The organism is Pseudomonas sp. SWRI50 (assembly GCF_014269095.1).
In the GTDB taxonomy this organism is placed as follows: Bacteria; Pseudomonadota; Gammaproteobacteria; order Pseudomonadales; family Pseudomonadaceae; genus Aquipseudomonas; species Aquipseudomonas kermanshahensis.
Genome location: NZ_JABWRW010000001.1, coordinates 432,535 through 451,847, shown reverse-complemented (window position 1 = coordinate 451,847; position 19,313 = coordinate 432,535). Strand labels below are relative to the sequence as shown.

Genomic DNA, 19,313 nt, shown 5'->3' with positions numbered 1-19,313 from the left:
GTAAAGCAGGGAGTGTGCCAAAGACTGCCTGTTGGGCCTCTTCGCAGCACAAGGCTGCTCCTACAGGGAGTGTGCAGAACCGGTAGGAGCAGCCTTGTGCTGCGAAGAGGCCGTTACAGGCACCCCAAACCGCACAGCCAAGGTGCACCCCTCCCCATCCCGGTGCACTCAATACACATCGCGCCGATAGCGCTTGGCCTTGCTCAATGCCTCTACATACGCATCCGCCGCAGCCTCGCTCATACCGCCATGCTGCGCGACGATGACACGCAAGGCGCTGTCCACATCCTTGGCCATGCGCTGGGCATCGCCGCACACATAAAAGAACGCGCCCGCTTCCAGCCACCGCCAGAGGTCAGCGCCCTGCTCGTGCATGCGCTGCTGCACATAGATTTTCTCGGGCTGGTCGCGCGAGAAAGCGGTATCCAGGCGCACATGGCCGGTCGCCTGCCACGCTTGCAACTGCGCTTGGTAATAGAAATCGCTGGCGGCAGACTGCTCACCGAAAAACAGCCAGTTCTGCCCACGGGCCCCACGCGCTTCGCGTTCTTCCAGAAACGCCCGAAACGGCGCGATACCCGTGCCTGGGCCGACCATGATCACCGGCACATTGTCGTCCTCAGGCAGGCGAAAATGCTTCGATGCCTGCGGGAAGATCGCCACCTTGATGCCTTGCGCACGGTCGGCCAGAAAGGTCGAGCAGGCCCCTTTGCGCTGCCCGTAACGCACCGTCGAGACCGTCAGGTGAACCTGGCCGGGGTGCGCCAACGGGCTGGAACTGATTGAGTACAAGCGCGGCTGCAACGGCTTGAGCAGGTCAAGCCAGGTGGCCAATGGCAGGTCTTGCGGGAACTCGTGCAGTACGTCTGCCAACTGCCGCCCCCACAACCAGCTCTGCAGCTCGGCCTTGTGCTCAGGCTGAAGCAGCCGGCGCAGGTCCGCCGCCGTCTGGCTGAACACCTGCAACTGCGCAGGGGTGACCTTGGCGATTTCCAGGTGGGCTTGCATGGCAACGGCCAACGGCAGCGCAGGCTGGCCTTTGACCTCAACCAGGGCCTGGCCATCGAGGCGCATCAGTGCCAGCAACTCCTCGACCAACGCCGGGCAGTTACGCGGCCATACGCCCAAGGCATCGCCCGGCTGGTAGGTAAACGTGCTGCCCGACAGGTCGAACACCAGTTGGCGAGTCTCCTTGCTGGCACCTGGGGCGTTGAGCACGCGGTTTTCCAGCAAGGTGGCCGACCAGGGTTGCTGCTTGCTGTAGGCCTCCACGGGCGCGGGTGCGCTGCTTGCCTGGGGCGCGGCGGCGCTACCCAACTGCGATGACAAGGCGTCGAGCCAGGTGGCGAACGCCTCATCGAAGTCCGGCTCGCAGTCCACCCGTGGCAACAACCTTCGCCCGCCCAGCTCGGCCAGGCGCTGATCGAGCTTGCGGCCAAACCCGCAAAACTGGTCGTAACTGGAGTCACCCAAGGCCAACACGGCGTAAGGCACGTCGGCACAATGGGCGCCCTCCTCGCCTTGCAGGGCTTGCCAGAACGCCGTCGCACTGTCGGGCGCATCGCCATCGCCAAACGTACTGGCGATCAGTACGACACTGGCCGCGCCGTGCAACTGCTGCGGGCTGACCGCTGCCATGCAACTGAGCTGCACGGCGAGGCCGGCGCCACGCAGGCGTTCGGCACAGCGTTCGGCCAGTGCCTCACCGTTACCGGTTTGCGAGGCCCACAGCACCTGATGCTGGGGCGCCGCAAGCGCCGGGTTAGGCAGTTCCGAAGGCTGGGCGAACAACCCCGCCAATAGCCCATCGACGAACAGCCGCCGGCTTGCGGCCAGCGGCGCACTGGCCGGCAGGCTGGGCACCCCCTCAGCGCGGGCCTGGTCCAGGCCGAGCAAAAAGCCCTGCACGTAATGACGCTCCTCCTCGGCCAGCACCGGGGCTGGCAGGGTGTCCAAGCCAAGCAGACGGGACAGGGTGGCGGTCGGCATGCGGGCAGGCTCCGGGTTGGCAGTGGCGGCGCTCAGGTCAACGGCGTCGATACGTTCGCCGGCAACCCGCTGCAGGGCCACGGCGCAGTGTTTGAAGGCCGGCTGCAGCGACAGCGGGTCGACGGCATCGCAGGTCACGGCATTGATCGCCAGCTGCTCGCCCATCACATCGTTCCAGTGGAAGGGGGCGAAACAGTTGCCCGGCATGACCCGATCACTGACCCGTGCCGGCAACAACGCCTGCCCCCGCCGCGAGCGGACGGCCACCTGGTCCTTGTCGCGAATACCCAGGCGCGCGGCATCGTCAGGGTGCAGCTCGACAAAGGGGCCGGGCTCGAGTTTGTTCAGCGCAGGCACCTTGCCGGTCTTGGTCAGGGTGTGCCATTGGTGCTGCACGCGGCCGGTGTTGAGCACCATTGGGTAGTCCGCGTCGGGCAGCTCGGGCGCAGGCAGCCAAGGGCGGGCGAAGAAGCGCGCTTTGCCACTGGCCGTCGGAAACGCCAGCGCCGGGCGCTTGCCCTGGGCGTCGAGCAACAGCGGCTGGCTGCTGCCGTCGTTCTGGTAACGCAGCGGGCTGCGCGGGGCCTCATGGCCTGGCGCGCAGGGCCACTGGCGCGGCTGCGCGCGCAGGTCGGTGTAGCCGATACCGCGCAGGTCGTAGCCGGTTGCCGGGTTGTGGAAACGGCGAATTTCTTCGTACACCGCTTCGGCATCGGGGTAGTCGAAGGCTTCGGCATAGCCCATGGCGCAGGCGATGCGGGCGATGATCTGCCAGTCCGGCAGGCTTTGGCCTGGGGGTACCACGGCGCGGGGCATCAAGGTCAGGTTGCGTTCACTGTTGATCATCACGCCCTCGCCTTCGGCCCACAGCGCGGCCGGCAACAGGATGTCGGCGTAGCGGTTGGTCTCGGTGTCGAGAAACGCATCCTGGGTGATCACCAGTTCAGCCTGGCCCAGGCCGTCGATCACCTGCTGGCGGTTGGCGACGCTGGCCACGGGGTTGCTGCAGATGATCCAGCACGCCTTTACCTCGCCGCGCTTCATCTGCTCGAACAGCGCCACGGTGCCCTCGCCGCCTTCGCTGCGTAGGCTGCCTGGGGCCAGCTGCCACTGGTTTTCGACAAAGGCGCGGTCGGCCGCCACCAACGCCGATCGCTGCCCCGGCAGGCCCGGCCCCATGTAGCCCATCTCGCGGCCGCCCATGGCATTCGGTTGCCCGGTGAGGGAGAACGGCCCGCTGCCAGGGCGGCAAATGGCGCCGGTGGCCAGGTGCAGGTTGCAGATCGCGTTGCTGTGCCAGGTGCCATGGATGCTCTGGTTAAGGCCCATGGTCCAGCAGCTCATCCAGTCCTTGGCACCGCCGAGCCACTCGGCGGCGGTGCGGATGTCGGCTTCGCTCAGGTCGGTGATGGCGGCGACGCGGGCGGGGCTGTAGTCCTCCAGGAATGCAGGCAGGTCTTCCCAGCCCTCGGTGTGACGGGCGATGAAGTCAGCGTTTGTATGGCCGTTCTGGTGCAGCAGGTGCAGCAAGCCATTGAGCAGGGCCATGTCGGTGCCCGGGCGTACCTGCAAGAACAGGTCGGCCTTGTCTGCGGTGGCCGTGCGCCGGGGGTCGACGACGATCAACCTGGCGCCGGCTTTCAGCCGGTCGAGCAGGCGCAGGAACAGGATTGGGTGACAGTCGGCCATGTTGGCGCCGATCACCAGAAACACCTCCGCGTGCTCGAAGTCCTGGTAGCTGCCAGGCGGGCCATCGGCGCCCAATGACAGCTTGTAGCCGCTGCCAGCGCTGGCCATGCACAGCCGTGAGTTGGACTCGATATGGCGGGTGCGGATAAAACCCTTGGCCAGTTTGTTGGCGAGGTACTGCGCCTCCAGCGACATCTGCCCCGACACATACAAGGCCACGGCATCGGGGCCGTGCTGGTCGATAATGCCGCGCAGGCGCTCGGCGGCCTGGGCGATGGCCTGGTCCAAGCCTGTGCGCGCCGGTTGCTGGCTGCGTTGCTGGCGCAGGTAGGCGTCTTCCATGCGCCCGGCCGCGCTCAGCGGTACGTGCGCGGTCAGGCCCTTGGTGCACAGGCGGCCAAAATTGCTGGGGTGCTGCTTGTCGCCGCTGATCTTGCTGACTTTGCCATCGGCCACGCTCATGACAATGCCGCAGCCGACGCCGCAATACGGGCAGACACTGCGTACTTCGCTGCTGCTCATGGGCCGGTCTCCTGGTAAAAACACAAAAGGCGCCGGCTGCCCCGGCTTGCATGGCAAGCGGGGCAACACGGCGCCTTTGTCGTGAAAATGTGCGGGCAATCGGCATTGATTGCCCTGGGTAGAGGCAAGCCAGCAATTACCGGGCCAGCTGTACTGGGCTCATCGCGGGCAAGCCCGCTCCTACAGGGCCTGCGCTATGGGAAGGTTTGGCGCACCATGCGGTGGCATCTCGCAGGCTCGCAGCGCTATGCTGGGGCACATTTCAGCCAGAGTTACTGCCCTCCCCCCATGTCCCAGGTGATCCTCAAAACCCCCGCCCAACTCGACGTGATGCGCAACGCCGGTCAGCTACTGGCCCAGGTATTTGCAGAGCTCGACCGTTTCATACGCCCTGGCGTAACCACGATGCAGATCAACGACCATGCCGAGGCGTTCATCGTCGACAGCCTGAAGGCACGCCCGGCGAGCAAGGGCCAGTATGGGTTCCCCTACGCGCTCAATACGTCAGTGGACCATGTGGTCTGCCACGGCATGCCGAAGGCTGATGAAGTGCTGAAGGAAGGGTCGATCATCAATGTCGACATCACCCTCGAACAAGGCGGCTATATCGCCGATTCGTCGAAGATGTATTGCCTTGGGGTGATCAGCGATGAGGCCCGGCGGTTGGTCGACACCACCTATGACGCGCTATGGAAAGGCATCGAGCAGGTGCGCCCGGGGGCGACGCTGGGTGACATTGGCCATGCTATCCAGGCCCATGCCGAAGCTGCGGGCTACAGCGTGGTGCGCGAATATTGTGGGCATGGCATCGGCCAGCAGATGCATGAAAAGCCGGAGGTGCTGCATTACGGGCAGCGCGGCATGGGCATGGCGCTCAAGCCTGGCATGGTGTTTACCATCGAGCCGATGATCAACCAGGGCGGGCGTGGGACACGGACGTTGAAGGACGGGTGGACGGTGATCACCCGCGACCATACGCTTTCTGCGCAGTGGGAACATACGGTGGCGGTGACTGAGGCGGGGGTTGAGGTGCTGACGTTGCGGGAGGAAGAACGCAAGCGTTGATACCGCAGCGCGGCACAGACCCTGTGGGAGCGGGTTCACCCGCGAACACCGGCGAAGCCGGTGCCCTACACCGCGTCGCCTTCTTCACGGGTAAACCCGCTCCCACAGGTCCCTGCTAACTGAATACGATAGGCTTGGCGCAGCAAAATTCAGCACAAACAAAAAAAGCGACCCTAAGGTCGCTTTTTCTGTAACTTCCGGGTGTTCAGTTGGCCCTGGAAGTTGAATATGGCGCAGCGGACGGGACTCGAACCCGCGACCCCCGGCGTGACAGGCCGGTATTCTAACCGACTGAACTACCGCTGCGCTATACATCGAGTGGTGGGTGATGACGGGATCGAACCGCCGACCCTCTGCTTGTAAGGCAGATGCTCTCCCGGCTGAGCTAATCACCCTTTCGTCTCGGTGTGGCGCGCATTCTACGGATGAGCCCCTACCCTGGCAAGCACTTTTTTCGACTTTTTTAAAAATTTTTTCGAAGCCTTTCAAAGACCTAGCAACGCTGGGCTTTTCTTCCTTTATATAAGGGTGCTGGCCCTCTGACAGGGTTGGACGGGAACCACCGCTCGGAGAATAATGCCCGCCTTATGCATTAAGGAGAGATTGCCCCTCATGTGGTTCAAGAACCTGCTGACCTACCGCCTGACCCAGGATGTTCCATTCGAAGCCGAAGCACTGGAAACCGCCCTGGCCAGCAAGCCGGCCCGTCCCTGCGCCAGCCAGGAGCTGACCACCTATGGCTTCGTCGCGCCATTCGGCAAGGGCGAAGACGCTCCCCTGGTGCACGTCAGCGGCGAGTTCCTGCTGATCGCCGCGCGCAAGGAAGAACGTATCCTCCCAAGCAGCGTGGTGAATGACGCCGTCAAGGAGAAGGTCGAAGAGATCGAGACCGAGCAGATGCGCAAGGTCTATAAAAAGGAACGCGACCAGATCAAGGACGAGATCATCCAGGCCTTCCTGCCGCGCGCCTTCATTCGTCGCTCGATGATCTTCGCCGCCATCGCCCCGCGCCTGGGCGTGATCCTGGTCAACTCGGCCAGCGCCAAGCGTGCCGAAGACCTGCTGTCGACCCTGCGTGAAGTCATGGGCTCGCTGCCGGTACGCCCCGCTACCGTGAAGATCGCGCCAGCGGCCACCATGACCGACTGGGTCAAATCGCAGCAAGCGGCCGAAGGCTTCTATGTACTGGACGAGTGCGAGCTGCGCGACACCGCCGAAGACGGTGGCATCGTGCGCTGCAAGCGCCAGGACCTGACCAGCGAAGAAATCCAGCTGCACCTGAGCACCGGCAAGGTGGTTACCCAACTGGCCCTGGCCTGGCAAGACAAACTGTCGTTCGTGCTCGACGACAAGATGGTCATCAAGCGACTGAAGTTCGAAGAGCTGCTGCAAGAGCAGGCCGAACAGGATGGCGGTGATGAGGCCCAGCAGCAGTTCGATGCCAGCTTCCTGCTGATGATGATGACCTTTACCGAATTCCTCCCGGTGCTGTTCGAGGCCTTGGGTGGGGAGGAGATTCCGCAAGGGGTCTAACCTTCATGCTTTGCCGGTGCTGGCCTGATCGTTAATCGTTGGCCAGTACCGGCCCTTTCGCGGGCAAGCCCGCTGCCACAGGTGCTTGCTCACCCAGTGGCAGCGGGCTTGCCCGCGAAAGGGCCCTGGAAACTCACCTCTTTATATAAGTACAAGGACTTTCCCATGCGCGCCCTCGCCGCCCTCAGCCGCTTCGTCGGTAACACCTTCGCCCTCTGGGTGTTGGTGTTCGCCGTGCTGGCCTTCCTGCAACCGCAGTGGTTCATCGCCTTGAAAGTGGCCATCGTGCCGCTGCTGGGGCTGGTGATGTTCGGCATGGGCCTGACCCTCAAGCTCGACGACTTCGCTGCCCTCGCCCGCCAACCCTGGCGCGTGATGCTGGGGGTGGTGGCGCATTTCGTGATCATGCCGGGCATGGCCTGGCTGCTCTGCCAGCTGTTCCACTTGCCCGCCGAGATCGCCGTCGGGGTGATTCTGGTCGGCTGCTGCCCGAGCGGCACCGCCTCGAACGTGATGGTCTGGCTGTCCAAGGGCGACCTGGCGCTGGCGGTGGCGATCGCCGCGGTCACCACCCTGCTCGCCCCGCTGCTGACCCCAGCGCTGATCTGGTTCCTGGCCTCGGCCTGGCTGCCGGTCTCGTTCATGGACATGTTCTGGTCGATCCTGCAGCTGGTCATGCTGCCGATCGTGCTCGGCGTGCTGGCCCAGCGCCTGTTGGGCGCTCGGGTGCAGGCCGCCGTGCAGGTGTTGCCGCTGGTGTCGGTGGTGAGCATCGTCATGATCGTCTGCGCGGTGGTGGCGGCCAGCCAGGCGAAGATCGCCGAGTCGGGGCTGCTGATCATGGCGGTGGTGATGCTGCACAACAGCTTTGGCTATTTGCTGGGGTACCTGACCGGCAAGCTGTGCAAGTTACCGCTGGCCCAACGCAAGTCGCTGGCGCTGGAGGTGGGCATGCAGAACTCCGGGCTGGGGGCAGCACTGGCGGCGGCGCACTTCTCGCCATTGGCCGCGGTGCCGAGTGCGTTGTTCAGCGTTTGGCACAATATTTCCGGGGCGTTGCTGTCGACCTGGTTCCGTCGCCTGGAAGCGCCTTCGTCAGCCGTTGAGAATGGCGAGCCAGCCAGGGATTGATGCTGCCTGGCCCGGCCTCTTCGCGGGCAAGCCCGCTCCCACAGGTACCCCACTGCTCTCGGGGCATGTGGGGACCTGTGGGAGCGGGCTTGCCCCGCGAAGAGGCCGGCACAGGCTTGCCCAGTATTCAGAAAATGTGCACCCTATTGCCCACTGTGAGGACGACCTCACGACGCACCGCGTGACCATTCCGGGGACGGCCCCATCCTTTACAACGATGGAGACACAGCATGTCCTGGATCATTCTTTTCTTCGCCGGCCTGTTCGAGGTCGGCTGGGCCGTCGGCCTGAAATACACCGACGGTTTCAGCAAGCCAATCCCCACCGTACTCACCGTCGGCGCCATGGTCATCAGTCTCGGCCTGCTGGGCCTGGCCATGAAGGAGCTGCCGCTGGGCACCGCCTATGCCATCTGGACGGGCGTCGGCGCTGTGGGCACGGTAATCGCCGGGATCATCCTGTTTGGCGAATCCATGGCCTTGGTGCGGCTGGTCAGTGTGGCGCTGATCGTCTGTGGCCTGATCGGCCTGAAAGTCAGCGCCAGCTGACCCGCGCGCGCTAACGCAGGTCGCCGCGCAAGCGGCTGACCTGCTCACGCAACGCATCCGGCTGCGCCGCCTCCACCGGGATGGCGGCGCCAGCCACGATGGTCACCCGCGACCACAAGCGCTTGAAAAACCCCTTGCCCGGGTCTCGGCTGAAGAAGCTGCCCCACAGCCCCTGCAACGCCAAGGGAATCACCGGCACCGGGGTTTCGCTGAGAATGCGGTTGACCCCGCCTTTGAACACATCGATCTCGCCATCACCGGTCAACTTACCCTCCGGGAAGATACACACCAACTCACCCGCCGCCAGGTACTCGGCGATACGCGCGAAGGCACGCTCGTAAATGGCCTCGTCCTCACCGCGCCCGGCAATCGGGATGGCACCTGCGGTGCGGAACACGAAGTTGAGCACTGGCAGGTTGTAGATCTTGTAGTACATGACAAAGCGGATCGGCCGGCGAATCGCACCGCCGAGCAGCAGCGCGTCAACGAACGAAACGTGATTGCACACCAGCAGCGCCGCCCCTTCATCCGGGATGCGCTCCAGGTCGCGGTGCTCCACGCGGTACATCGAGTGGCTGAGCAGCCAGATCAGGAAGCGCATGGTGAACTCGGGCACGATCCTGAAGATGTAGGCGTTGACCGCGATGTTGAGCAACGACACCACCAGGAACAACTGCGGGATGGTCAGTTCGGCCACCCCCAGCAGGACGATGGTGAGGATTGCCGAAACCACCATGAACAACGCATTGAGGATGTTGTTGGCGGCGATCACCCGGGCCCGCTGATCTTCGGCCGTGCGCGCCTGGATCAAGGCATACAGGGGCACGATATAAAAGCCGCCGAACACCCCGAGCCCGACAATCGACACCAGGATCCACCAGGCCTGGCTCATGCCCAGCAGCGCCAGCCAGTCGTGCGGCAGCGCCGCCGCCGGCACATCGCCGGAATGCCACCACCAGAGCAGGCCGAACAGGGTCAGGCCGAACGAGCCGAACGGCACCAGGCCGATTTCCACCTTGCGCCCGCTAAGCCGCTCGCACAGCAGCGAGCCGAGGGCGATGCCCACCGAGAACAGGGTCAGCACCAGGGTCACTACAGTGCCGTCGCCATGCAGCCAGTCCTTGGCGTACGCCGGGATCTGGGTCAGGTAGATGGCGCCGACGAACCAGAACCACGAGTTGCCGACGATCGAGCGCGACACCGCAGGCGTCTGCCCCAGGCCCATGCGCAGGATCGCCCAGGACTGCTTGAAGATGTTCCAGTCCAGGCGCATCTGCGGCGACACCGCGGCGGCGCGCGGGATCCAGCGGCTGGCCAAATAGCCCAGCACCGCAGTGCCCACCACGCCCCCGGCCACCACCGTGGCATAGCTGGCCGACGACATCATCACCCCGGCGCCGATGGTGCCGGCGAGGATCGCCAAAAAGGTGCCCATTTCGACCAGCCCGTTACCGCCCACCAGCTCTTCTTCACGCAGGGCTTGGGGCAGGATCGAATACTTCACCGGCCCGAACAGCGCCGAATGGGTACCCATGCCGAACAACGCCACCAGCATCAACGCAAGGTGATTGGTGATAAAGCCCAAGGCGCCGATGGCCATGATGCCGATCTCGGCCAGCTTGATCGCACGGATCAGCGCATCCTTGGCGAACTTCTCGCCAAACTGCCCACCCAGCGCCGAAAACAGGAAGAACGGCAGGATGAACAGCAGCGCGCAGAGGTTGACCCAGATCGAACGGTCACCGTCCCCCAGGCTGAGCTTGAACAGGATCGCCAGGATCAGCGATTGCTTGAACAGGTTGTCGTTGAACGCACCCAGCGACTGGGTGATGAAGAACGGCAGGAAGCGCCGCTTGCCGAGCAAGGTGAATTGCGAGGTGTGACTCATCGTCCTTGTTCCTGAATTGGGCCACCGACGGCTGTTGTTCTATCTAGAGCCCGAATGAAAGGCGTTGGCGTCAAGGCCAGACGAGCTCCATTCCAGCGCAGTGTGGGCGACTGCGGACAGTTATCGTACAGAACCTGGGATGCGTGCAAAGCATTGGAAGCCACATTACCACTGTCAACTGACAGTTCTGTCAGTAGCCGCTCAACCCCGCGCCTGCCACCCTGAGGCCATGTGAGCTAAGAGAACGCCAAGGATGGAGTGCGGTGCATTCAAGCAACCTGCCCGGCGCAGCACGTCGCTGCTTACCTTGGGGCTGACCTTGCTGCTTCATGCAGCCAATGTCTCTGCTACGGGCGGCTCGCCCTCCATGGGGAAGGAACAGTTCCTTGCGGCCCTGCTGGAGCAGATGAGCCTGCCCGAAAAGGTCGGCCAGCTACGCATGAAGCATTCCCCAGGCACCCCACCCTCCCAATATGCGCTCGATACCGTGGCCAAGGGCGCGGTAGGCGCACTGTTTACCGAGCCGGGGGTTACCCGCGAGCAGCTGCGTGCTTATCAAGATGCCGCCGTGCAGCGTGGCCGCCTGGGCATACCGGTGTTCTTCGCAGGCGATGTGGTACACGGCCACCGCACGGTATTTCCGATCGGCCTGGGCCAAGCGTCGAGCTGGGACTTGCAAGCGATCGGCAGCGCCGCGCGGATCGCGGCCATTGAAGCCAGCGCCGATGGCCTGGACATGACATTTGCACCCATGGTCGATTTAAGCCGCGACCCTCGCTGGGGCAGGATGTCTGAAGGTTTCGGTGAAGATCCGTACCTGGTCTCGCGTATCGCCGAGAGGGTGACACAGCAGTTGCAAGGCCCGACGCTTGGCGCGGCTGACAGCATCATGGCCTGCGTAAAGCATTTCGCTGCCTACGGCGCAGTCGAAGGTGGGCGCGACTACAACACAACCAACGTCAGCACTCATCAGCTGTTTCAGGATTACCTGCCCCCTTATCAGGCAGCCCTGGAGGCGGGTGCGGGCGCAGTAATGACGGCGTTGACCACACTCAATGGTGTGCCCGCCACGGCCAATAGATGGCTGCTGCGAGACATCCTGCGCCAGCAATGGCGCTATCGGGGGCTGGTGATCAGTGATCACAGCGCCGTACAAGAACTGGTCGCGCACGGGACTGCCGCCGGTGGCGAAGATGCCGCCCAGGCCGCTTTGGTCGCGGGCACTCAGATGAGCATGAATGATCGTTATTTCGAGCAAGCGCTGGCTCAGCTTATCGAACAGGGCGCAGTCCCTGTCAGCCTGCTCGACGAGGCCGTACACCAAGTCCTGGCCACCAAATATGACCTGGGGCTATTCCACGACCCCTATCGCAGGTTGGGCCACGCCCAGCACGGCGCGCAGCCTTCACACGACCCAAAGCCGCTCCATCGCGCTCAAGCCAGGGAGGTGGCCCGACGCTCTCTGGTCCTGTTGAAAAATCAGAATGCGCTGTTGCCGCTCGTCAAACGAGGTACCGTCGCGGTGATAGGGCCCCTGGCCGACAACCCGGTCGATATCCTTGGCAGTTGGCACGCCAGCGGCCAACCTGGCCAGGCCATCAGCCTTTACCAAGGGCTGAAGACGGCAGTCGGTGACGATGCCAAGCTGTTGTACGCGTTGGGAGCCAACATCAGCGATAAGCGCGATGACTTTCTACTGCTCGCCGACAAAACGGTGAACTTCGACCCGCGTCCGCCCCTGGCCTTGCTTGCCGAAGCGGTAGCCATCGCCCAACAGGCCAACGTCATCGTGGTGGCGTTGGGCGAAGCGCGGGGCATGTCCCATGAAGGCGCCAGCAAAACCGACCTGAACCTGCCCACTCAACAACGTGAATTGCTGCAAGCGCTGAAACGCACGGGCAAACCTTTGGTGCTGGTATTGATGAATGGCCGACCGCTGACCATCGTCGAGGAGAGCCAATGGGCAGACGCCGTGCTGGAGACGTGGTTCAGCGGTACGGAAGGCGGCAATGCCATTGCCGATGTGCTGTTCGGTGACTACAACCCTTCCGGGAAGCTGCCTGTCACCTTCCCGCGCAGCGTCGGCCAGATCCCGCTGTACTACGCACAGTTGAATACCGGGCGCCCCTTCGACCCGCAGCAGCCTTCTGCCTATCGATCACATTACTTCGATACCGATAACACACCGCTCTATCCTTTTGGATACGGCCTCAGCTATACCCACTTCAGCCTTTCACCGCTGACCCTGTCTACTCATCGCCTGCGACCTGGGCACGCTATGCAGGTAAGCGTGACACTCAAGAACGAAGGGCAACGCACGGGCGAAACGACCGTGCAACTGTACCTTCGCGATCGCGTCGCCTCCGTGAGCCGTCCGCTCAAAGAGCTCAAGGGCTTCCAGAAGGTGCTGTTGGCGCCCGGGGAGTCACGCCAGATTGTCTTCGACATCGATACCTCCATGCTCGCCTTCTACAACCAGCACCTGCAGCGGGTGACAGAGCCAGGTACGTTCGATGTGATGATCGGGCTGGACTCGCAAGATTTACAGAAAGCCTCCTTCGAACTCGATGGCACCCCACCCTGATCCTCACTGCAGCGGCTCTTCGCGCCGCTGAACGACCTGCCGACTGGAAACGCGCGAGACAAACCCTCACTGCCCACCTATTCTTGGCCTCTTGCCCAGTGACAAGGACGTGGCAATGCTCGCCGCCCTCAAGCGCTACCCACCCGCCGTACGCCTGCTGCTCATCACCACCTTCACCCTGACCCTGGCGCGCGCCCTGACCCTGCCCTACCTGGTGGTGTACCTGGCCGATAACTTCCAACTGCCGGTCAGCCAGATCGGCCTGCTGATCGGCGGCGCGTTGATCATCGCCTCGCTGCTCAGCCTGTACGGCGGCCACCTGGTGGACACCGTGCGCAACCATACCCTGGTGATCGCCAGCACCTTGGTGTTTGCCCTGGCCTTCATCGGCGCCATCGCCAGCCGCTCGGCCGCGCTGTTCTTCCTGTGCCTGGTACTGATCAACCTCGCCCTGGCGGTGGTCGACATCGCGGCCAAGGCCGGCTTTTGTGCGCTGCTGCCAGTGGACGAACGGGCCGAGGTGTTCGCCATCAAATACACCTTGAGCAACGTCGGCTATGCCGCAGGCCCCTTGCTGGGCGTCGCGATGCTGGAGCTGGACGACCACCTGCCCTTCATCGCCTCCGCCTTGATCGGCCTGGGGATGGGCCTGGCCTACCAGCGCCTGGGGGACCGCGGCCTGCAGGGCGATGCCCCGGCGCAATCGGGTGCCGGGTTCGCGCAAGTGGCGCTGGGCTTGGCGCGTGACCGGCGGCTGGTGTGTTTCACCTTGGGCGGGGTCCTCAGCGCGGTGGTGTTCGGCCAGTTCACTGCCTATTTGTCGCAGTACCTGGTGGTGACGACCACGCCAAGCGAGGCGGCGCGCCTGGTCGGCTACCTGGTGACCACCAACGCCATCACGGTGATTGCCCTGCAATACCTGATCGGCCGGCGCATCAGCCGCCAGCGCCTGATGCCTTGGCTGCTGGCCGGGATGGGCCTGTTCATCGCCGGGCTGCTGGGGTTTTCATGGGCAAGCACGGTGCCGATGTGGTGCCTGGCGATGCTGGTGTTCACCCTGGGGGAAATCATCGTGATACCCGCCGAGTACATGTTCATCGACCTGATCGCCCCAGAGCACCTGCGCGGGGTGTATTACGGCGCACAGAACCTGTCCAACCTGGGCGCGGCGCTGGGGCCGGTGATGGTCGGGTTTGCCCTCGGGCACTGGTGGCCGGGGGTAATCTTCTACCTGCTGGTGTTGTCGGTGATACTGGCGGGGGTGTTTTACTGGCGGGGTACCCGCAGGTATTGATGTTGCCTGTACCGGCCTCTTCGCGGGTACTGCGCAGCGCTCAAGCCGGTGGTGTTCCTGTGGGAGCGGGTTTACCCGCGAAGAGGCTGGTACAGGCGTAGGCCGATCCCTGCGACGACTCGCCACTGCGACCATCGTCGGCGCTGACGAACCTGCGCCTGCGTGCCAGACTGATTGATCGGGACCGCGTTACCTTTTTTGCTCCGGAGTTTTCATGTCGTTGTCCAGTGGGCTGATCGCCGTGGTCGCCCTGGCCTATATGGCCATCATGTTCGCCATCGCCTTTTACGGCGACCGACGCAGCACACCGTTGCCGCCGAAGCTGCGTGCCTGGGTGTACAGCCTGTCGCTGGCCGTCTACTGCACCAGCTGGACCTTCTTCGGTGCCGTCGGCCAGGCTGCCGAACAGCTCTGGGCATTCCTGCCGATCTACCTGGGCCCAGTGCTGCTGCTGATCTTCGCACCCTGGGTGCTGCAGAAGATGGTGCTGATCAGCAAGCAGCAGAACATCACCTCGATCGCCGACTTCATTGCCGCACGCTACGGCAAATCGCAGACCCTGGCCGTGGTGGTGGCGCTGATCTGCCTGGTCGGCGTGCTGCCCTACATCGCCTTGCAGCTCAAAGGCATCGTGCTGGGCGTCAACCTGCTGATCGGCGCCAACGCCGACGCCACCGGCACCCGCGTGCAGGACACTGCGCTGGTGGTATCGCTGGTGCTGGCACTGTTCGCCATTGTCTTCGGCACGCGCAGCCTGGACGTGACCGAGCACCACCGCGGCATGGTCCTGGCGATCGCTTTCGAGTCATTGATCAAGCTGTTGGCGTTCCTGGCCGTGGGCATCTTCGTGGTGTTCAACCTGTACGACGGCTTTGACGACCTGTTCAGCCAGGCGCGCCAGTCGATCCAGCTGGAAAGCTACTGGCAGGAGACCATCAACTGGCCGTCGATGGTGGTGCAAACCGCGGTGGCCATGATGGCGATCATCTGCCTGCCACGGCAGTTCCATGTCACCGTGGTGGAGAACATCGAACCGCAGGACATGCGCCTGGCCCGCTGGGTGTTCCCGATGTACCTGGTGCTGGCTGCGCTGTTCGTGGTGCCAATCGCCCTGGCCGGGCAGATGCTGCTGCCGGGCACGGTGATGTCCGACTCGTTCGTCATCAGCCTGCCGCTGGCCGAAGCCCACCCGAGCCTGGCCCTGCTGGCCTTCATCGGTGGCGCCTCGGCGGCCACTGGCATGGTCATCGTCGAAGCCGTGGCGCTGTCGACCATGGTCTCCAACGACATGCTGCTGCCCTGGCTGCTGCGCCGCAACAATGCCGAGCGCCCGTTCGAAGCGTTCCGCCATTGGATGCTCTCGGTACGCCGGGTGACCATCGTGGTGATCCTGCTGCTGGCCTATGTCAGCTATCGCCTGCTCGGTTCGACCGCGAGCCTGGCGACCATCGGCCAGATCGCCTTCGCCGCCGTGACTCAGCTCACCCCGGCCATGCTCGGCGCGCTGTACTGGAAGCAAGCCAACCGGCGCGGCGTGTTCGCCGGCCTCGCCGCCGGCATCTTCCTGTGGTTCTACACCCTGGTGCTGCCGATTGCCGCCCATAGCGTGGGTTGGTCGCTCGAGCTGTTCCCGGGCCTGGCGTGGCTGCATGGCAACCCGCTGAACCTGCCAATCAGCCCATTGACCCAAGGCGTGGTGCTGTCGCTGGCGGGTAACTTCACCTTGTTTGCCTGGGTGTCGGTGCTGTCGCGCACGCGGGTGTCAGAGCACTGGCAGGCTGGCCGCTTCATCGGCCAGCAGACCAGCGCCCGCCCTAGCAGCAAACCGCTGCTGGCGGTGCAGATCGATGACCTGCTGACACTGGCCTCGCGCTTCGTCGGCGAAGAACGTGCGCGGCAGAGCTTCATCCGCTTCGCCTACCGCCAGGGCAAAGGCTTCAACCCCAACCAGAACGCCGACGGTGACTGGATCGAGCACACCGAACGCTTGCTCGCCGGGGTGCTCGGCACGTCGTCGACCCGAGCCGTGGTCAAGGCCGCCATCGAAGGCCGCGACATGCAGCTTGAAGACGTGGTGCGCATCGCCGACGAAGCCAGCGAAGTGCTGCAGTTCAACCGTGCGCTGCTGCAAGGGGCTATCGAGAACATCAACCAGGGCATCAGCGTGGTCGACCAGAACCTGCACCTGGTGGCCTGGAACCGCCGCTACCTGGAGCTGTTCAACTACCCCGACGGGCTGATCAGCGTTGGCCGGCCGATTGCCGACATCATCCGCTACAACGCCGAGCGCGGCCTGTGCGGCCCGGGCGAGGCGCAGGTTCACGTGGCGCGGCGCCTGCACTGGATGCGCCAAGGCCGCGCGCATTCCTCCGAGCGGCTGTTCCCCAACGGCCGGGTCATCGAGCTGATCGGCAACCCGATGCCCGGTGGCGGCTTCGTCATGAGCTTCACCGACATCACCCCGTTCCGCGAAGCCGAACAGGCGCTGCGCGATGCTAACGAGGGCCTGGAGCAGCGGGTGGCGGAGCGTACCCATGAGCTGTCGCAGCTCAACCAGGCGCTGTCCGAAGCCAAGAGCCAGGCCGAGGCAGTGAGCAAGTCCAAGACCCGCTTCCTGGCCGCAGTCAGCCACGACCTGATGCAACCACTGAACGCCGCGCGGCTGTTCTCCGCCGCCCTGTCGCAACAGGCCGAGGGCATGAACGAGGAGGCCCAGCAACTGGTGCAGCACATGGACAGCTCGCTGCGCTCGGCCGAAGAGCTGATCAGCGACCTGCTGGACATCTCGCGCCTGGAGAACAACAAGATCACCCCGGACGCCAAGCCGTTCGCCCTCAACGAGCTGTTCGACACCCTGGGCGCCGAGTTCAAGGTACTGGCCGCCGAGAAAGGGCTGGAGTTCCGCCTGCGCGGCAGCCGCCTGCGGGTCGACAGCGACATGAAGTTGCTGCGCCGCGTGCTGCAGAACTTCCTGACCAACGCCCTGCGCTATGGCAAAAGCCCGATTCTGCTGGGTGCCCGCCGCCAGGGCGAACGCCTGTGGCTGGAAGTGTGGGACCGCGGCCCGGGGATCGCCGACAACAAGCTGCAAGAGATTTTCCAAGAGTTCAAACGCCTGGACAGCCACCAGACCCGTGCCGAAAAAGGCCTGGGCCTGGGCCTGGCCATCGCCGACGGCCTGTGCCGGGTACTGGGCCATAGCCTGGAAGTGCGCTCATGGCCCGGCAAAGGCACGGTGTTCCGCGTCAGCGTCCCGATCGCCCGCCAGGCGGCGCCCGCGCCCAGCGCGCCGGCGGAGCAGACGGGCCAACCGCTGGCCGGGCTGCAGGTGCTGTGCATCGACAATGAAGACAGCATCCTGATTGGCATGAACAGCCTGCTCAGCCGTTGGGGCTGCCAGGTCTGGACCGCCCGCAACCGCGCCGAATGCGAGGCCTTGCTGGCCAACGGTATGCGCCCACACTTGGCGCTGGTGGACTACCACCTGGACGACGGCGAAACCGGCACCGAGCTGATGGGCTGGCTACGCGCCCGGCTGGGCGAGCCGGTGCCTGGGGTGGTGATCAGCGCCGACGGCAGCAAAGAGACCATCGCCCTGGTGCATGCCTCAGGCCTGGACTACCTGGCCAAGCCGGTCAAGCCAGCAGCCTTGCGCGCCCTGCTCAATCGGCATCTGAGCCTGGTTCAGTAACCGCTTCGTCCGGCAGGGCTTCATCGGACAGCGCCCGCTCCAGCAAGTCTGCCGGCAGGCTCTTGCTGGCACGGGCACCCAAGAGCTTGAGCTGCTCACTGCGGCTGACCAGGTTGCCACGCCCTTCGCACAGTTTGTTGCGCGCCGCGGCGTAGGCCTTGTCCACCTGCTGCAAGCGGTTGCCTAGCTCGTCCAGGTCTTGGATGAACAGCACGAACTTGTCATACAGCCAGCCGGCGCGCTCGGCGATCTCGCGGGCGTTCTGGCCTTGGCGTTCCTGCTTCCACAAGCTGTCGATCACCCTCAGTGTGGCCAGCAGCGTGGTCGGGCTGACAATCACGATGTGCCGGTCGAAGGCTTCCTGGAACAGGTTGGGCTCGGCCTGCAGGGCCGCCGAAAAAGCGGCCTCGATGGGCACGAAAAGCAGGACGAAATCCAGGCTGTGCAGGCCTTCGAGGCGGTTGTAGTCCTTGCTCGACAGGCCTTTGACGTGGCTGCGCAACGACTGCACATGCTGCTTGAGCGCGGCCTCGTCATTGCTGCCAACAAACTGCTGGTAAGCCGTGAGGCTGACCTTGGCGTCGACCACGACCTGCTTGTCGCCGGGCAACATGATCAGCACATCGGGCTGGAAACGCTCGCCATCGGCGCTCTTCAGGCTGACCTGGGTCTGGTATTCGCGACCCTTTTCCAGGCCCGCGTGCTCCAGTACCCGCTCCAGGATCATCTCGCCCCAGTTGCCTTGGGTTTTCTGGCCCTTGAGGGCCTGGGTGAGGTTGGTGGCTTCGTCGGACAGGCGCTGGTTAAGCTGCTGCAAGCGCTCCAGTTCCTTGCCCAGGGAGAAACGCTCGCGTGACTCCTGCTGGTAACTTTCCTCGACGCGCTTCTCAAAGGCCTGGATGCGGTCCTTGAGCGGGTCGAGCAGTTGGCCCAGGTGCTGCTGGCTGGTCTGGGCAAAGCGTTGTTCGCGCTCGTCGAAGATTTTCGTGGCCAGGTCGGAGAACTGGGCGCGCAGGGTGTCGCGGGCCTCTTGCAGGTCTTCCAGGCGTTGTTGGTGGTTTTCCTGCTGCTCGCGCAGCTCCGCCTCCAGGCGTGCGCCTTGGGCTTCCAGGCGGCGCAGTTCGGCTTCACGGTTGGCGCGTTCGAGGCTCCAGGCGTGGGCGGCATCGCGGGCATTGTCGCGGTCGATCTGCAGCAACTCCAGCTCACGGCCCTGGGCTGCCAGTTGGGCTTGCTTGACGGTGTTGGCTTCGCTGAGGTCGCTGACTTCGTCGCGGCTGGCGTCCAGTTGCGCCTGCAACCCGGCCAGGGACAACTGGGCAGCGTTAAGGCGCTCTTCGAGCAGGGCTTGTTCACCCTGCCGGGCGCCCTGGCGACGC

At 64.1% G+C, this 19,313-nt stretch carries 10 protein-coding genes and 2 tRNA genes; 7 read left to right on the top strand and 5 right to left on the bottom strand.

Annotated features, from left to right (window positions below):
- Positions 1-168 precede the first annotated feature (168 nt).
- The gene (locus tag HU750_RS02115) at positions 169-4,200 is read right to left on the bottom strand and encodes a bifunctional nitrate reductase/sulfite reductase flavoprotein subunit alpha (protein ID WP_186676165.1); all 4,032 of its coding nucleotides are present in this window, start codon (positions 4,198-4,200) and stop codon (positions 169-171) included.
- Between the two features lie 288 nt (positions 4,201-4,488).
- On the opposite strand from HU750_RS02115, the gene map reads away from it, so the two are divergent.
- Positions 4,489-5,265: a type I methionyl aminopeptidase gene (map, locus tag HU750_RS02110; protein WP_099453192.1), complete on the top strand. Its 777-nt coding sequence runs from the start codon at positions 4,489-4,491 to the stop codon at positions 5,263-5,265.
- A gap of 229 nt (positions 5,266-5,494) precedes the next feature.
- Here map and HU750_RS02105 read toward each other — a convergent pair.
- Positions 5,495-5,571: transfer RNA gene (locus tag HU750_RS02105), tRNA-Asp, on the bottom strand.
- Between the two features lie 13 nt (positions 5,572-5,584).
- Positions 5,585-5,660: transfer RNA gene (locus tag HU750_RS02100), tRNA-Val, on the bottom strand.
- Between the two features lie 217 nt (positions 5,661-5,877).
- Here HU750_RS02100 and rdgC point away from each other — a divergent pair.
- The 3 genes from rdgC to sugE all read left to right on the top strand — a co-directional run bounded on the left by rdgC (position 5,878) and on the right by sugE (position 8,477).
- On the top strand, positions 5,878-6,798 hold the full coding sequence (gene rdgC / locus HU750_RS02095; RefSeq protein WP_085272776.1) for a recombination-associated protein RdgC: 921 nt from the start codon (positions 5,878-5,880) through the stop codon (positions 6,796-6,798).
- Positions 6,799-6,963: 165 nt separating this feature from the next.
- The gene (locus HU750_RS02090) at positions 6,964-7,929 is read left to right on the top strand and encodes a bile acid:sodium symporter family protein (RefSeq protein WP_027595888.1); all 966 of its coding nucleotides are present in this window, start codon (positions 6,964-6,966) and stop codon (positions 7,927-7,929) included.
- Positions 7,930-8,159: 230 nt separating this feature from the next.
- A complete protein-coding gene (gene sugE, locus HU750_RS02085; RefSeq protein ID WP_019470182.1) occupies positions 8,160-8,477 on the top strand; it encodes a quaternary ammonium compound efflux SMR transporter SugE in 318 nt (105 codons plus the stop codon).
- 10 nt (positions 8,478-8,487) lie between these two features.
- Here the strand turns inward: sugE and HU750_RS02080 are convergent, their stop codons facing one another.
- The gene (locus tag HU750_RS02080) at positions 8,488-10,365 is read right to left on the bottom strand and encodes an MFS transporter (protein ID WP_186676163.1); all 1,878 of its coding nucleotides are present in this window, start codon (positions 10,363-10,365) and stop codon (positions 8,488-8,490) included.
- 253 nt (positions 10,366-10,618) lie between these two features.
- Between HU750_RS02080 and bglX the strand changes: the two genes are divergently transcribed.
- From bglX to HU750_RS02065, 3 genes are all read left to right on the top strand, one after another.
- On the top strand, positions 10,619-12,949 hold the full coding sequence (gene bglX, locus HU750_RS02075) for a beta-glucosidase BglX (protein WP_186676161.1): 2,331 nt from the start codon (positions 10,619-10,621) through the stop codon (positions 12,947-12,949).
- A gap of 115 nt (positions 12,950-13,064) precedes the next feature.
- On the top strand, positions 13,065-14,243 hold the full coding sequence (locus HU750_RS02070) for an MFS transporter (RefSeq protein WP_186676158.1): 1,179 nt from the start codon (positions 13,065-13,067) through the stop codon (positions 14,241-14,243).
- 214 nt (positions 14,244-14,457) lie between these two features.
- A complete protein-coding gene (locus HU750_RS02065) occupies positions 14,458-17,934 on the top strand; it encodes a hybrid sensor histidine kinase/response regulator (protein WP_186676156.1) in 3,477 nt (1,158 codons plus the stop codon).
- Here HU750_RS02065 and HU750_RS02060 read toward each other — a convergent pair.
- Positions 17,906-19,279 (bottom strand): DNA recombination protein RmuC, encoded by a 1,374-nt coding sequence (locus HU750_RS02060; protein ID WP_172960404.1) that lies wholly within the window; start codon positions 19,277-19,279, stop codon positions 17,906-17,908. The two genes, HU750_RS02065 and HU750_RS02060, sit on opposite strands and share 29 nt — an antisense overlap.
- Between the last annotated feature and the right edge of the window lie 34 nt (positions 19,280-19,313).